Source organism: Streptomyces laurentii (assembly GCF_040635425.1).
Lineage (GTDB): Bacteria > Actinomycetota > Actinomycetes > Streptomycetales > Streptomycetaceae > Streptomyces > Streptomyces laurentii.
This window is the reverse complement of sequence record NZ_JBEYHT010000017.1, coordinates 53,326-67,394: the sequence shown is the minus strand read 5'-3', so window position 1 is coordinate 67,394 and position 14,069 is coordinate 53,326. Positions and strand designations below refer to the sequence as shown.

General features: G+C 69.7%; 14 protein-coding genes and 1 pseudogene. 5 read left to right on the top strand and 10 right to left on the bottom strand.

Annotation, left to right across the window (positions count from 1 at the left end):
- Nucleotides 1–43: 43 nt before the first annotated feature.
- A complete protein-coding gene (locus ABZ693_RS13765) occupies nucleotides 44–481 on the bottom strand; it encodes an ATP-binding protein (RefSeq protein ID WP_359876119.1) in 438 nt (145 codons plus the stop codon).
- Nucleotides 482–617: 136 nt separating this feature from the next.
- Between ABZ693_RS13765 and ABZ693_RS13760 the strand changes: the two genes are divergently transcribed.
- From ABZ693_RS13760 to ABZ693_RS13750, 3 genes are read left to right on the top strand one after another with little or no spacing between them, the layout of a single operon-like run.
- A complete protein-coding gene (locus ABZ693_RS13760) occupies nucleotides 618–1,442 on the top strand; it encodes a helix-turn-helix domain-containing protein (RefSeq protein ID WP_359876118.1) in 825 nt (274 codons plus the stop codon).
- Entirely contained in the window at nucleotides 1,439–1,684 is a 246-nt protein-coding gene (locus ABZ693_RS13755) for a DUF397 domain-containing protein (protein ID WP_359876116.1), read from the top strand. Before ABZ693_RS13760 ends, ABZ693_RS13755 begins: the two co-directional genes overlap by 4 nt.
- Nucleotides 1,684–2,454 carry an SDR family NAD(P)-dependent oxidoreductase gene (locus ABZ693_RS13750; protein WP_359876114.1) on the top strand — a complete coding sequence of 257 codons (771 nt, stop codon included), beginning with the start codon at nucleotides 1,684–1,686 and terminating at the stop codon, nucleotides 2,452–2,454. Before ABZ693_RS13755 ends, ABZ693_RS13750 begins: the two co-directional genes overlap by 1 nt.
- Nucleotides 2,455–2,588: 134 nt before the next feature.
- Here ABZ693_RS13750 and ABZ693_RS13745 read toward each other — a convergent pair whose 3' ends face one another.
- From ABZ693_RS13745 to katG, 3 genes are all read right to left on the bottom strand, one after another.
- The gene (locus tag ABZ693_RS13745; RefSeq protein ID WP_359876112.1) at nucleotides 2,589–2,798 is read right to left on the bottom strand and encodes a YbdD/YjiX family protein; all 210 of its coding nucleotides are present in this window, start codon (nucleotides 2,796–2,798) and stop codon (nucleotides 2,589–2,591) included.
- Nucleotides 2,798–4,951: a carbon starvation CstA family protein gene (locus tag ABZ693_RS13740; RefSeq protein ID WP_359876110.1), complete on the bottom strand. Its 2,154-nt coding sequence runs from the start codon at nucleotides 4,949–4,951 to the stop codon at nucleotides 2,798–2,800. The genes ABZ693_RS13745 and ABZ693_RS13740 overlap by 1 nt, the downstream gene beginning before the upstream one ends.
- Nucleotides 4,952–5,394: 443 nt before the next feature.
- A complete protein-coding gene (gene katG / locus ABZ693_RS13735; RefSeq protein WP_359876109.1) occupies nucleotides 5,395–7,623 on the bottom strand; it encodes a catalase/peroxidase HPI in 2,229 nt (742 codons plus the stop codon).
- 207 nt (nucleotides 7,624–7,830) lie between these two features.
- Between katG and ABZ693_RS13730 the strand changes: the two are divergent.
- Nucleotides 7,831–8,238: pseudogene (locus ABZ693_RS13730) on the top strand (Fur family transcriptional regulator); the annotation flags it as partial.
- Between the two features lie 143 nt (nucleotides 8,239–8,381).
- Nucleotides 8,382–8,996: a WD40 repeat domain-containing protein gene (locus ABZ693_RS13725; RefSeq protein WP_359876107.1), complete on the top strand. Its 615-nt coding sequence runs from the start codon at nucleotides 8,382–8,384 to the stop codon at nucleotides 8,994–8,996.
- 33 nt (nucleotides 8,997–9,029) lie between these two features.
- Here ABZ693_RS13725 and ABZ693_RS13720 read toward each other — a convergent pair whose 3' ends face one another.
- The 6 genes from ABZ693_RS13720 to ABZ693_RS13695 form a co-directional block, all read right to left on the bottom strand.
- Nucleotides 9,030–9,566 (bottom strand): cupin domain-containing protein, encoded by a 537-nt coding sequence (locus tag ABZ693_RS13720; RefSeq protein ID WP_359876105.1) that lies wholly within the window; start codon nucleotides 9,564–9,566, stop codon nucleotides 9,030–9,032.
- Between the two features lie 89 nt (nucleotides 9,567–9,655).
- Nucleotides 9,656–9,856 (bottom strand): hypothetical protein, encoded by a 201-nt coding sequence (locus ABZ693_RS13715; RefSeq protein WP_359876103.1) that lies wholly within the window; start codon nucleotides 9,854–9,856, stop codon nucleotides 9,656–9,658.
- Between the two features lie 99 nt (nucleotides 9,857–9,955).
- On the bottom strand, nucleotides 9,956–11,470 hold the full coding sequence (locus ABZ693_RS13710) for an FMN-binding glutamate synthase family protein (RefSeq protein ID WP_359876102.1): 1,515 nt from the start codon (nucleotides 11,468–11,470) through the stop codon (nucleotides 9,956–9,958).
- A 155-nt stretch (nucleotides 11,471–11,625) separates the two neighbouring features.
- Nucleotides 11,626–12,036, bottom strand: a complete 411-nt coding sequence (msrB, locus tag ABZ693_RS13705; protein WP_359876100.1) for a peptide-methionine (R)-S-oxide reductase MsrB — start codon at nucleotides 12,034–12,036, stop codon at nucleotides 11,626–11,628.
- 19 nt (nucleotides 12,037–12,055) lie between these two features.
- Nucleotides 12,056–13,447: a UDP-N-acetylmuramate--L-alanine ligase gene (gene murC / locus ABZ693_RS13700; RefSeq protein WP_359876098.1), complete on the bottom strand. Its 1,392-nt coding sequence runs from the start codon at nucleotides 13,445–13,447 to the stop codon at nucleotides 12,056–12,058.
- A 126-nt stretch (nucleotides 13,448–13,573) separates the two neighbouring features.
- A complete protein-coding gene (locus ABZ693_RS13695; protein WP_359876096.1) occupies nucleotides 13,574–14,044 on the bottom strand; it encodes an indole-3-glycerol phosphate synthase in 471 nt (156 codons plus the stop codon).
- Between the last annotated feature and the right edge of the window lie 25 nt (nucleotides 14,045–14,069).

Sequence of the window (14,069 nt, the reverse complement as noted above, 5' to 3'; positions counted from 1 at the left end):
CCCTCGCGCCGTTTCACTCCTTTCACTTGTCTCACGCCGGACGTCAGAGGTCGAGTTCGGCGCAGACCGTCTTGCCCACGGGGTCGCGGTCCAGGACCCACCAGCGGCTCGCGAGCGCGTCGACCAGGAGCAGGCCGCGGCCGGACTCGGTGAAGGAATCGGACAGCGTGAGGATCGGCTGGCGTTCGGAGCGGGTGTCCGCGACCTCGATACGGAGGAGGGCGAACGGCTCCCTCGCACACTTGAGGGTCAACTCGAAGTCCCGGCCCGGGACACGACCGTGGGTGGCGGCGTTCGCGGCGAGTTCGGCGACGATCTGCGCGGCGGCGTCGGACACACACGTGCCGTAAGGGATGCCCCAGCTGTCGAGTTCATAGAGCGCGAGATGCCGGGCGAGGCGGGCGCCGCGAGGCGTGGAACTGAAGCGCTGGCTGAACACACGTACGGTAACCGGCACTTCGTCGGCGTGGGGGGTCGTCATGTGGCCACTGTCGTGGCGAAAACGCCGTCATCCCAGATCAGCTACCCGTACGCTTGGTAAGCGTACGGGTTCGGAGCGTAGACAGTACTCCTCACAGCCCGTAAGCATTCCTCTGAGATCTGGAGGTGGCGTCGCTATGGCGGACAGCAATTCGGGGCCGGAATCCTCGGCCAGCCTGAGGGTGTTCGGTGCACTGGTCAAGTTTTTCCGCAAACAGGCGGGAATCACCCAGGAGGAGTTCGGGCCGCTCGTCGGCTACTCGGTGGAGACCGTGGCATCGATCGAGCAGGGCCGACGCCTCCCCTCGGGGAAGTTCGTGGACGCCGCGGAACGGGTCCTGGACGCGGGCGGGGCGCTCAAGGAGGCGGCGAAGTATCTGGAGAGGACGAAGGGGCTGGCCAACTGGTTCGTTCAGTGGGCCGAGTTGGAGAAGTCGGCGATCTGCCTCTACACGTACGAGAACCGGATGATCCCGGGTCTGCTCCAGATCGAGCCGTACGCGAGGACGCTCTTCGAGGAGCAGGTCCCGCTGATGAGCGAGGAGGACATCGAGGAGAAGCAGGTCGCGCGAGTAGAGCGGACGGAGTTGCTGACCGGACGCCCCAAGACCATGTACAGCTTCATCATCGAGGAGCACACGCTCCGCAGGCGGATCGGCGGCCTGGAAGTACACCGGGCCCAGATCGACCACCTTCTCCACATCGCCGAGCGGCGCAACATCGAGATCCAGGTGATGCCGCAGTGCCGCGCCTATCACTCCGGAATCGGTGGACCTTTCCGGCTGCTGGAGACGCCTGAGCATCGCTCGCTCGCCTATGCCGAGGGACAGGAGAACGGACTCCTCATCTCGGACCCCGCCGTGGTCAGCATGCTTCATCTGCGGTATGTCAGGATGCGTTCGCAGGCTCTCTCACCCGAAGACTCCCTGAGCCTGTTGCGCGAGATCCGAGGAGCGACATGAGCACCACAGACCTGGCCTGGTTCAAGAGCAGTTACAGCAGCGGCTCCGGCGATGACTGCGTCGAAGTGGCCCTCTCCTGGCACAAGTCCACCTACAGCAGCGGCGGCGATGGCGACTGCGTCGAGGTCGCCACCTGCCCCACCACCGTCCACGTCCGCGACTCGAAGCGTCCCGAGGACGCCCAGCTCGCCCTCGCCCCCACCACCTGGAGCGCGTTCGTCGCGAGCTGCGAGTCGCTCTGATGGGTTATCTGGAGGGGTTGTTCTCCCTCGAAGGACGCAACGCCCTGGTCACCGGCGGAAGTTCGGGCATCGGCAAGGCCATCGCCCGGGCCCTCGCCCGGGCCGGGGCGTCCGTCGTCATCGTCGCCCGCCGTGAGGCGGAGCTGAAGGCGGCGGTGGACGAGCTGACGGAGGCCGGGTGCCGGGCCGCGTGGGTGAGCGGTGATCTCGCCACGCGCGCGGGCGTCCGTACCGTGGCCGAGGAGGCCGCCGGGGTGTTCGGGGAGCCGGACATCCTCGTCAACTCGGCCGGGATCAACATCCGTCCGCCGCTCTCCGAACTCACCGACGAGGACTGGGACCGCACGATGGCGGTCAACCTGGAGGCGCCGTTCCTGCTCGGGCAGCGGTTCGGGCCGAGGATGGCCGAGCGGGGCTACGGGCGGATCATCCATGTCACCTCGCAGCAGGCGCACCGGGCGTTCGTCCAGTCGGGGGCGTACGGGGTGTCGAAGGGCGGCCTGGAGTCGCTGGCCCGTTCGCAGGCCGAGGCGTGGTCCCCGTACGGCGTCACCGTGAACACCCTCGTCCCCGGCTTCGTGATGACCCCGCTGAACGAGCGGCTCTCCTCCGACCCCGTGAAGGTCGCGGCGCTCGCCGAGCGCACGATGGTCGGGCGCAATGGCCTCGCCGGCGACTTCGAGGGCGCGGCCGTCTTCTTGTCGAGCCCGGCCTCGGCGTACGTCACGGGGCAGGCGCTCTTCGTGGACGGCGGCCTGTCCGTCCACTGAGACCGGACGAAAGCCGAGGAGGCCCCCGGGCAGCGGACCTCGGGCGCCACGGTCCCCGCGGCACCGGCGCATCGCAGGTGTCGCGGGGACCGTCAGAGCCCGAGCGGGGTGCGACGGGCCCCGCGTCCGGACATTCAGCAGCAGGAGCCGCCCTCGCGGGGATCGGCGTCACGCCGGTCCACGCGCCGGTTCTCGAACTCCCGCCGGGAGAGCACCGTCGCGTCGGGGTCGTGCGAGCGGGCGTGGGTCACGTAACGGTCGTACGCGTGCTCACCGTTCAGCTCGCGCAGGAACCACCACGCGCGGGCGCCGGCCTCCCTCAGCAGGGTCAGAGCGGCGGCCATCATTCGACCCCGGCGCCGACCAGCTCCTTCTCGTCCGCCCGCGGCTTGCGCAGAGAGAAGGAAGGCACCTCCAGCTCGGACTTCACGTACGGGTCCTCCTGCAGCGGCAGCTTGCCCTTGCCGCGCAGGTGGGCGACCGACACGCACAGGCAGGAGAAGAAGACCACCAGGGTCAGGCCCGCGAAGACCGCCATCAGCGTGCCGGTCACCGTGGAGTTGGTGATCACCGTCGACATCTGGTCGAGGCTCTTCGCCGGGGCGAGGGTCTTACCGGCCTCCAGGGCGTCCGCGTACTTGGAACGCTGGGCCCAGAAGCCGATCGCCGGGTTGTCGGAGAAGAGCTTCTGGTAGCTGGCGGTCATGGTCACGGCCAGCGCCCAGGCGAGCGGCACCGCGGTGACCCAGGCCCACTTGACGCGGCCCGACTTGATCAGCAGCGTGGTGGAGATGATCAGGGCGATCGAGGCCAGCAGCTGGTTGGCGATGCCGAACAGCGGATACAGCTGGTTGATGCCGCCCAGCGGGTCACTGACGCCGACCCACAGGAAGTAGCCCCAGCACAGCACGACGATCGCGGAGCAGAGCCAGATGGCCGGCTTCCAGTTCTTGTCGCGGAAGCGCGGGATCACGTTGCCGATGGTGTCCTGCAGCATGAAGCGGCCGACCCGGGTCGCGGCGTCCACCGCGGTCAGGATGAAGAGCGCCTCGAACATCAGGGCGAAGTGATACCAGAAGGACATCATGCCGGTGGAGCCGAACGCCTTGGCGAGGATCATCGACATGCCGACGGCCAGCGTCGGGGCGCCGCCGGTGCGGGCGATCAGGCTCTCCTCGCCGACCTGGTCGGCGGCGTGCTGCAGCGCCTCGGGGCTGATGGTGAAGCCGAAGCCCTGCACCGCCTGGGAGGCCGACTGGACGGTGTCGCCCAGCACGCCGGCCGGGGCGTTCATCGCGTAGTACAGACCCGGGTCGAGGACACAGGCACAGACCAGCGCCATGATCGCGACGAAGGACTCCATCAGCATCGAGCCGTAGCCGATGCCCGCGATCTGGCTCTCCTTCTGGATCATCTTCGGCGTGGTGCCGGCCGAGATCAGGGAGTGGAAGCCGGACAGGGCGCCACAGGCGATGGTGATGAAGGCGAACGGGAACATCGCACCGGCGAACACCGGACCGGTGCCGCTGGCGGCGAACTCGGAGACGGACGGGACAGTGAGGTCCGGGTTGGCGACCAGCACACCCACGGCGAGCAGCACGATCGTGCCGATCTTCATGAAGGTGGACAGGTAGTCACGCGGGGCCAGCAGCATCCACACCGGCAGCACGGCGGCCACGAAGCCGTAGACCACCAGGCAGATCACCAGGGTCTTCGGGCTCAGGACGAAGGCGTCCGCGAAGGAGGACTCGGAGACCCAGCGGCCGCCCATGATGGCGGCGAGCAGCAGCACCACGCCGATCAGGCTGACCTCGGTGACCCGGCCGGGGCGCAGGAACCGCAGGTAGCCGCCCATGAACAGGGCGATCGGGATCGTCATGCCGATGGAGAAGGTGCCCCACGCGGAGTGGGAGAGCGACTGCACGACGACCAGCGCCAGCACGGCCAGAATGATGATCATGATCGCGAAGACCGCGATCAGGGCGGCGATGCCGCCGATCCGGCCGATCTCGTCACGGGCCATCTGGCCGAGCGACTTGCCGTTGCGGCGGGTCGAGAAGAAGAGCACGACCATGTCCTGGACCGCACCCGCGAAGATCACGCCGACGATGATCCAGATGGTGCCGGGAAGGTAGCCCATCTGCGCGGCCAGCACGGGGCCGACCAGCGGGCCGGCGCCCGCGATCGCCGCGAAGTGGTGGCCGAAGAGCACCCGCTTGTCGGTCGGGTGGTAGTCCACGCCGTCGTTGTGCCGCTCCGCCGGGGTCGCACGAGTGTCGTCGACACGGAGCACCTTGCGGGCGATGAACCGGGCGTAGAACCGCTGGGCGATCAGATAGGACCCGACCGCCGCGGCGACGATCCAGATGGCCGAAATCATCTCACCGCGAGCGAGGGCGATGGCTGCCCAACCGGCGGCGCCGAGGGCTGCTACCAGCAGCCATACGGCAATGCTGCGGGGATTGGTACGGGACACGTCGACGTGCCTTTCGTTCATTTCATTCGTGGCGCTTGCGCGGAAGGCTAGTGGCCGAAACACACCCATCGTCGGCAGTGCTACGTACCTCACTCTTACTTGAGGAACTCAACGCCAAGACCGACAGCCCGGCTGCCTTCGGCCACTCCCCACAAAGGGCGAGGGGCGACTGTGTCTCTCGCCGGACGGTTACTGTGCGGCACGCGCGGACACGCCGGGAGCCCTTCCTCGCGACTTTGCCGACGAACGGCGGCAATCACGCGACGAACGGTCACCCCCACCCACGCGAGACGCCCGGCTGGGAAATCCCAGCCGGGCGCTCACACAAGCCGGTTACGGCCTGTTCCACACGACCACGTGTCGCGGTGACCCCTGAAAGCCGCCGGAGCGTCAGGGCCTCGCGCTACCGGTCGGCACTACCGGTCAGTGCGACCGGTAGTGCCACCGGCGGTCAGTGCCACCGGTCAGCGGTGCAGGTCGAACCGGTCCAGCTCCATGACCTTGCCCCAGGCCGCCGCGAAGTCCTCGACGAACTTCTGCTTCGCGTCGTCCGCGGCGTACACCTCGGAGACGGCGCGCAGCTCGGAGTTGGCACCGAAGACCAGGTCGGCGCGGGTGGCCGTCCACTTGACCTCGCCCGCCGCGTCGCGGCCCTCGAACGTGGTCTGGTCGTCCGAGGTGGACTTCCAGGTCGTGTCCATGTCGAGGATGTTGACGAAGAAGTCGTTCGTCAGCGCGCCGGGGCGCTCGGTGAGGACGCCGTACGAGGTCTGCGGCTGGGTCACGCCCAGCGCGCGCAGGCCGCCGACCAGGACCGTCATCTCCGGGGCGGACAAGGTGAGCAGGTTGGCCTTGTCGACGAGCAGGTACTCGGCGGGGAGGCGCAGGCCCTTGCCCAGGTAGTTGCGGAAGCCGTCCGCGCTCGGCTCCATGACCGAGAACGAGGCGACGTCCGTCTGCTCGGCGGAGGCGTCGACGCGGCCCGCGTGGAACGGGACCTCGACGGGGGTGCCGGCGTCCTTGGCGGCCTTCTCGACGGCCGCGTTGCCCGCGAGGACGAGGAGGTCGGCGAGGGAGACCCGCTTCGCACCGGACTCCGCGTCGAACGCGTCCTTCACGCCCTCCAGGGCGCGCAGGACCTGGGCCAGCTCGTCGGGGTTGTTGACCTCCCAGCTGGCCTGCGGCTCCAGGCGGACACGGCCGCCGTTGACGCCACCGCGCTTGTCGCTGCCGCGGAAGGAGGCGGCGGCGGACCAGGCGGCGCCGGCGAGCTGCGCGACGGTGAGGCCGGTGCCGAGGACCTTCTCCTTGAGGGAGGCGGCGTCGGCGGCGTCGATCAGCTCGTACGTACGCTCCGGCAGCGGGTCCTGCCAGAGCAGCTCCTCGCTCGGGACCTCCGGGCCGAGGTAGCGGACGACCGGGCCCATGTCACGGTGGGTGAGCTTGAACCAGGCGCGGGCGAAGGCGTCCTTGAACGCCTCCGGGTCCTCGTAGAAGCGCCGCGAGATCGGCTCGTAGATCGGGTCGAAGCGGAGCGACAGGTCCGTCGTGAGCATCGTCGGACGGTGCTTCTTCTCCGAGTCGAACGCGTCCGGGACGGTCTCCGGGGCGTCCTTGGCGACCCACTGGTGGGCGCCGGCCGGGCTCTTGGTGAGCTCGTAGTCGTACTCGAAGAGGTTCTTCCAGAAGCCCTGGCCCCACTGGGTCGGGGTGGTGGTCCAGGTGACCTCCAGGCCCGAGCCGATGGCGTCCTTGCCGGAGCCGGTGCCGTACGTGCTCTTCCAGCCGAGGCCCATCTGCTCCATCGGCGCGTCCTCGGGCAGGGCACCGACGTGGTCGGCCGGGCCGGCGCCGTGGGTCTTGCCGAAGGTGTGGCCGCCGGCGATGAGGGCGACGGTCTCCTCGTCGTCCATGGCCATGCGGGCGAAGGTCTCGCGGATGTCGCGGGCCGCGGCGATCGGGTCCGGGTTGCCGTTGGGGCCCTCGGGGTTGACGTAGATGAGGCCCATCTGGACGGCGGCGAGCGGGTTCTCCAGGTCGCGGTCGCCGGTGTAGCGCTCGTCGCCGAGCCACTCGGTCTCCGGGCCCCAGTAGACGTCCTCGTCGGGCTCCCAGTCGTCGACGCGGCCGCCGCCGAAGCCGAAGGTGTCGAAGCCCATGGTCTCCAGGGCGACGTTGCCGGTGAGGATCATCAGGTCGGCCCAGGAGAGCGACTTGCCGTACTTCTTCTTGACCGGCCAGAGGAGACGGCGGGCCTTGTCGAGGCCGACGTTGTCCGGCCAGCTGTTGATGGGGGCGAAGCGCTGCTGGCCGTGGCCCGCGCCGCCGCGGCCGTCACGGACGCGGTACGTGCCGGCGCTGTGCCAGGCCATACGGATCATCAACGGGCCGTAGTTGCCGAAGTCGGCGGGCCACCAGTCCTTGGAGTCGGTGAGGACCTCGGCGATGTCCTGCTTGACGGCCGCGAGGTCGAGGGCGTTGAACGCCTCCGCGTAGTCGAAGTCGCCTCCGAGCGGGTTCGACACGGCGGGGTTCTTCGCGAGGATCTTCAGGTTGAGCCGGTCCGGCCACCACTGGCGGTTGCCGCCGCCCTGGGTCGGGTGCGCGGCGCGGCCGTGCGCGACCGGGCAGCCGCCCGTACCTTCCGTCGCCCCGTCTTCGGTGACAAGTGGATCGTGCTTCTGCTCAGACATCGGACTTTCCTTCCGAACCATTCGGCTCACGGAGCTGGGGGGACTGCTGAGGCGTCGGTGTTCGGGGGTAGACGTCGGATACCGGCGCGCACCCTCTTGGCTACTACTGGAGTCGATCCTAATATGGACACAGTCCAAGTCAAGATGACAGCCGGACTCGTACGGTCGGGGTAGTAGCGCGTTACTCGCACAGCAAGGCTGGTGACCATGAGCAACCTGCTGGAACGGCTTCGCCTTCGCGGCTGGCGGATGACCGCCCAGCGCCGCGTGGTCGCCGAGGTCCTCGACGGCGAGCACATCCACCTCACGGCGGACGAGGTACTGACCCGTGCCACTGCGAGACTGCCCGAGATCTCGCGCGCGACCGTGTACAACACGCTGGGCGAGCTGGTCGCGCTCGGCGAGGTGGTCGAGGTGTCGAGCGTCGGGCGCGCCAAGCGCTACGACCCGAACGTGCTGCGGGCGCACCAGCATCTGGTCTGCGCGGGCTGCGGCACGGTCAAGGACGTCCACCCCCAGGGGAATCCGCTGGACGTGCTGCCGGAGGGAGAACGCTTCGGGTTCACGGTGACGGGGGCGGACGTGACGTACCGGGGGCTGTGCCCGGCGTGCGCGGCGGCGCGGGGCGGGGACGGGGAGCTGCCGGACGATGGGCGGCCGGAGGGCGAGTCGCCGGGCGGGGAGCCGCCGGGCGGAGAGTCGCCGGCACGGCCCCAGTGAGCCTGAGCCGGCCGGCGAACACCCTCACACCTCGTCACGTGGCGTTCAGCCCCGACGGCCGGCTTCTGGCCACGGCGAGCGCGAGCGGCGCCTCCCTCTGGAACGCGAGGACCGGCCCGGACCTGGGCAAGCGGGTCGCCTCACTCGGCGACGACATGCTGGCGAATCAGGTGGCGTTCAGCCCCGACGGGAAGACGCTGGCCACGGTCGGCTACGACGGTCACCGGAACCCCGGCCACGAGGGCATCGCACAGCTCTGGGACGTGGCCCGGCGCAAGGCGCGCGAGGAGGTGGTCAGCACCGAGGAGGTCTACGGCCTCTCGTACAGCGCCGACGGCAAGACCATCGCCACCGCCGCCAGGAACCGGACGGTCGAGCTGCGGGACGCCTCCGACGGCCGCTTCAGAGGCACCATCGACGAGACGATGGTCGTACCGGTCCAGAGCGTGCAGTTCAGCCCTCGCGACTCCGTCCTCGCCGTGTTCAACGGCCCTGAGGTCAACCTCTGGGACACGGCCGAGAACAAGCTGAAGTACCGGTTGGTGGGCAACGACGGGAACGTCCTGCACCTGGCGTTCAGTCCCGATGGCACGCTCGTCGCGTCGGCGAGCCCCGATGACGTCGTCTGTCTGTGGAAGATCCCGCGGCCCTGACCGGACCCGCGGAACGGGCCCGGCACCGAACCGTCAGCCGGTCGGGCAGGGCGCGGCCGACTGCCGCGCGGACGCCCCTTCGCCCGTCGCGTCATCCGTCAGGTAGGTCACCAGGGGCTTCGTCTCGTCGACGACGTACGAGGAGACGATCATCGCCTCCCCCATGCCGACATTGCGCGCATTGTGGACGACGCCGTTCGGGGTGAAGAACGGGTCCCCCGCGCGCAACCGGAGCGGCGCCCGGTCGTCGTAGACCATCAGGACCTCTCCGCTGACCACGTAACCGATCTCGACGCCGGGGTGACTGTGCCGGCCCGACTCCTTGTGCGCGGGAATCTCCACGCGGGCCTGCACGGCCTTCCAGCCCGCGGCGGGCGAGGGGTGGTCCTGCAGGACGACCCGGGTGACACCGGCGTGCGGATCGGAGTCCGCCGCGTAGTGGCAGCCGGGAAGCGAGAGAGACTTCGGCGCCACGGCGGCGGCGAAGGAGGGCGGCGAAGCGGCGGCGGCGACGAGCGCGCCGGCCGCCGCGACACCGCTGGTGCGCAGAAGAGAGCGTCGGTCGAGCATCAGGGAACCTCGGATCCGTCACGAAAGGTACATGGACGGCGACCGACAGTAGTCCTGTTCCTCGTGGCCGATCGTTCCGGGCGTCGAAATCAGGACGCGCAGTAGTAGTCGAGCTTCTGGATGTCCCGCTTCAGCGCCTCGACGGCCCCGCCGCCCCAAGGGTGTTCGTCGACGAACTCCTGAGCGTCGTCGCGAACGTCCCGCCAGTCGGTGTCGTCGGCCGGGGCTCCGGCATTGGCCGGATCCCGCCGGATCCCGCAGGGTCTGCTGGACGGCGGGCGGCAGGGCACGGCGCGCCCCCCTGACGCCCGGACACGCGTGAGCCGGCGCGGCGCGTGCGCGCCGGCCGGCTCACCGGACACTCCTGGGGCCTACGGGGCCTACGGGACCTACCGGGTGACCAGGGCGGTGATCTCCCGCGCCGCCTCCGGGCCGAGCTCGCCCCAGCCGTCCTTGTACCCGTAGACGCTCGCCAGGCTGCGGGCGTCGTAGTCGCCGTTCATGATCTCGATGTCGTTCGTCGTGATGAGGCCCGGGTGGGCGACGCCGACGGCGCCCGAGACCTTCAGCAGCTCCTTGCGCAGGGTGCGCAGGTAGACGGCCGCGCGGGTGGCCTTCGAGGGCGCGTCGACACCGCGTACCAGCCACGGGTTCTGCGTGGCGATGCCCGTGGGGCACTTGTCGGTGTGGCACTTCTGCGCCTGGATGCAGCCGATGGACAGCATGGCCTCGCGGGCCACGTTGATCATGTCGACGCCCAGGGCGAAGGCGACCGCGGCGTTCTCGGGCAGGCCGAGCTTGCCCGAGCCGATGAAGGTGAGGTCGTCGGTCAGACCGCGCTCGGCGAACGTGCCGTAGACCCGGGAGAAGCCCATCCGGAACGGCAGCGACACCGAGTCGGAGAAGATCAGCGGCGCCGCTCCGGTGCCGCCCTCGCCGCCGTCGACGGTCACGAAGTCGACGCCCCGGTCGCCCCGGGACATCCTCGTGGCCAGCTCCTCCCAGAAGCTCATCTCGCCCACGGCGCTCTTGATGCCGACCGGCAGTCCGGTCTCGGCGGCGAGCAGTTCGACGAAGTCGAGCATCGAGTCGACGTCGTGGAACGCGGTGTGCCGGGAGGGGGACGCGCAGTCCTCGCCGACCGGGATGCCGCGTATCCCGGCGATCTCGGGGGTCACCTTGGCGGCCGGCAGCATGCCGCCGAGGCCGGGCTTGGCGCCCTGGGAGAGCTTGATCTCGATGGCCTTGACCGGGGCGCCGGCGACGACGTCCTTGAGCTTGTCGAGGTTGAAGGTGCCGTCCTCGTTGCGGCAGCCGAAGTACGAGGTGCCGATCTGGAGCACGAGATCACCGCCGTTGCGGTGGTACGAGGACAGGCCGCCCTCGCCCGTGTTGTGCATCGTGCCGGCCAGCGCCGCACCCTTGTTGAGCGCCGTGATCGCCGCACCGGACAGCGAGCCGAAGCTCATCGCCGAGATGTTGACGACGCTCGCCGGGCGGAACGCCTTGGCGCGCCCGCGCGGGCCGCCGAGCACCTTCGCCGAGGGCAGCGGAGCCTGCGGATCCGTCAGGTCGGGCAGCGTACCGGCGAACGTTCGCTGCTTCACGTACGCGTGACCCTGCACGTGCTCGACGTCGACGTCCGTGCCGAAGCCGAAGTAGTTGTTCTCGCCCTTGGCCGACGCGTAGATCCAGGTGCGCTGGTCGCGGCTGAACGGGCGCTCTTCCTCGTTGGACGTCACGACGTACTGCCGCAGCTCCGGCCCGATCCGCTCCAGCAGGTAGCGGGCGTGGCCGACCACGGGGAAGTTTCTGAGCAGCGCGTGCTTCTTCTGGACGAGGTCGCGGGCTGCCACGGCCGCCAGGGCCGTCGCGGCGGCCGTTCCGATGATGCGAGCACGCATGAACGTTCCTCTCGTCGACGATGCCCGGCCCCTCGACGTACGGCTGGGCGCGGGCGTTGCGCGGCGGGCGGTCGGGCAGGCTTCGCTGTCCGACCGCCCGCCGGCAAAACGTCAGACGATCCTAGAGGTCGTACAAGGGGCCGGACGGCCCCGGATCAGCTCTCCTCGGTCTCCAGACGGAGCGAGATCGAGTTGATGCAGTACCGCTGGTCGGTCGGGGTCGGGTACCCCTCCCCCTCGAAGACGTGCCCCAGGTGCGAACCGCAGCGGGCGCAGCGCACCTCGGTACGGATCATGCCGTGGGACGTGTCGGCGATCAGCTCGACGGCCTCGCTGTCCTTCGGGTCGAAGAAGGAAGGCCAGCCGCAGTGCGACTCGAACTTCTCCTCGGACGTGAAGAGTTCGGCGCCGCAGGCGCGACAGGCGTAGACGCCCTTGGTCTTCGTGTCCGTGTACGCGCCGCGGAACGCGGGCTCGGTGCCGGCGAGCCGGAGCACCTGGTACTCGGACGGCGTCAGCTGGGCCTGCCATTCCTCGTCGGTCTTCTGGACCTCGTAATCGGCCATGTCCGCCTCCCTCAGATGATCAGTTGGACAGGCGGGCGAGGATCTTCGGGCCGAGGTCCGTGACGTCGCCCGCGCCCATGGTGAGAACGAAGTCACCGGGCCGGACCATTCCCGCGATCACGTCCGGGACAGTGGCCTTGTCGTGGACGGGCGTGACGCCGGCGCCGGCCGCGCGGGCCGCGTCGATGATCACCTCGCTGGTGACGCCCGGGATCGGGTCCTCGCGGGCCGGGTAGATGTCGAGGACGACCGACGCGTCGGCGAGCGCGAGCGCGTCGCCCATCTCGCGGCCCAGCTCCTGGGTGCGGGAGAACAGGTGCGGCTGGAAGACCACCAGGAGGCGCGAGTCGCCGACGGCGCCGCGCATGGCCTCCAGGTCGGCGGTCATCTCGGTGGGGTGGTGCGCGTACGAGTCGATGACCTGCACGCCCGCGGCCTCGCCCTTGAGCTGGAGGCGGCGGCCGACACCGGTGTACGCGGTGAGGGCCTGGGCGAGCGCGGCCGGGTCGACGCCCGCCGCGGCGCCGGCGGCGAGGGCCGCGGCGGCGTTGTGGGCGTAGTGGCGGCCGGGCACGGAGACGGTGAAGACGTACTCGACGCCGTCCATGACCACGACGACCTCGCTGGTCATGCCCTTCGGCTCGATCGTGCGGATCCACACGTCGGAGGTCTCGTCCTCGCCGACCGTACGGACGACCAGGTCCTTGTCGCCGGAGACGCGGCCGGCCAGCTCGCGGGCGCCCGCGTGCTCGCCGACGACCAGGGTGCCGCCGGGACGGATCTTGGCGGCGAACGCCTCGAAGGACTCGTAGATCTCGTCCATGGAGGCGTAGTTGGCGTGGTGGTCCAGCTCGACGTTGAGGACGATCGCGACCGACGGGTCGTACTTCTGGAAGCTGCGGTCGCTCTCGTCGGCCTCGGCGACGAAGATCTCGCCCTCGCCGTGCCGGGCGTTGGTGCCGGGGCCCGCGAGGTCGCCGCCGATCGCGTACGAGGGGTCGAGACCCAGCTCGGTGAGCGCGACGGCCAGCATGGAGGTGGTGGTGGTCTTGCCGTGGGTGCCGGCGACCGCGATGGCGCCGAGGCCGTCCATGAGGGAGGCGAGCGCGTCGGAGCGGTGGACGACCGGGATGTCCAGCTCGGCGGCGCGGGCCAGCTCGGGGTTGTCGGCACGGATGGCGCTGGAGACGACGACGGCGGAGGCGTCGTCGGCCAGGTGCTCGGCGGCGTGGCCGATGTGCACGGTGACGCCCAGGGCGCGCAGCGCGTCGGCGGTGGCGGACTCCCTGGCGTCGCTGCCGGCGACCTTGGCGCCGCGCTGGGCGAGGATCTTCGCGATGCCCGACATTCCGGCACCGCCGATGCCGATGAAGTGCGGCCGTTCCATGGCGGCAGGGATGGCGGGTGCCATGCGGTTCTCCCCTGGGTCAGTCCGTGTCCGTGTGTGACGAATGCGGGCCCAGCCTAGGCGATGGCGGGCGGGCGCCCGGGGAGCGGTGGCCCCGGGCGCCCGCGCCGCGTCAGGTCGTGTCCGGAGTCACTCGCTGTGCGCGAACAGCTTCAGAACCGGGACACCCACCTTGTGGCGGGCGCGGGAGGCCCAGTCGCGGTGGAAGAACTCCTCGACGTAGTGCGGGGCCGTCAGCACGATCACCTCGTCGGCCTCGGACCCGTCGACGACGCTCTTCATCTTGTCCAGCGGGTGATCCTCGATCACCTCTCCGACCGCGTCGCATCCCGCGGCCCGCAGGGCCTGCAGCGAGACCTCCAGGGCCGTCTCGGCGGGGGCGAGCGCGGCCTTGCCCTCCAGCTCGTCGCGCTCGCGGGCCGCTTCCTTCAGATCGCCCATGGCGACGTCGTCGATGGCGCGCAGCAGTACGTCGGCCTGGTCACCACGCGGCTGCATCAGGACGATGAAGGACACGCCCTCGTCGCCGTGCAGAGTGGTGACGAACTCCACGTCGACGGCCGTCAAGGGCTTCTCGATCATCAGAACGCTTGTGAACACCTCAGGAGCCCTTCTGCGGAAACCA

Excerpts from the sequence above, each read along its gene's own strand:
- ABZ693_RS13765 (WP_359876119.1), bottom strand. The coding sequence starts at position 481 with ATGACGACCCCCCACGCCGACGAAGTGCCGGTTACCGTACGTGTGTTC.
- ABZ693_RS13760 (WP_359876118.1), top strand. The coding sequence starts at position 618 with ATGGCGGACAGCAATTCGGGGCCGGAATCCTCGGCCAGCCTGAGGGTG.
- ABZ693_RS13755 (WP_359876116.1), top strand. The coding sequence starts at position 1,439 with ATGAGCACCACAGACCTGGCCTGGTTCAAGAGCAGTTACAGCAGCGGC.
- ABZ693_RS13750 (WP_359876114.1), top strand. The coding sequence starts at position 1,684 with ATGGGTTATCTGGAGGGGTTGTTCTCCCTCGAAGGACGCAACGCCCTG.
- ABZ693_RS13745 (WP_359876112.1), bottom strand. The coding sequence starts at position 2,798 with ATGGCCGCCGCTCTGACCCTGCTGAGGGAGGCCGGCGCCCGCGCGTGG.
- ABZ693_RS13740 (WP_359876110.1), bottom strand. The coding sequence starts at position 4,951 with ATGAACGAAAGGCACGTCGACGTGTCCCGTACCAATCCCCGCAGCATT.
- katG (WP_359876109.1), bottom strand. The coding sequence starts at position 7,623 with ATGTCTGAGCAGAAGCACGATCCACTTGTCACCGAAGACGGGGCGACG.
- ABZ693_RS13720 (WP_359876105.1), bottom strand. The coding sequence starts at position 9,566 with ATGCTCGACCGACGCTCTCTTCTGCGCACCAGCGGTGTCGCGGCGGCC.
- ABZ693_RS13710 (WP_359876102.1), bottom strand. The coding sequence starts at position 11,470 with ATGCGTGCTCGCATCATCGGAACGGCCGCCGCGACGGCCCTGGCGGCC.
- msrB (WP_359876100.1), bottom strand. The coding sequence starts at position 12,036 with ATGGCCGATTACGAGGTCCAGAAGACCGACGAGGAATGGCAGGCCCAG.
- murC (WP_359876098.1), bottom strand. The coding sequence starts at position 13,447 with ATGGCACCCGCCATCCCTGCCGCCATGGAACGGCCGCACTTCATCGGC.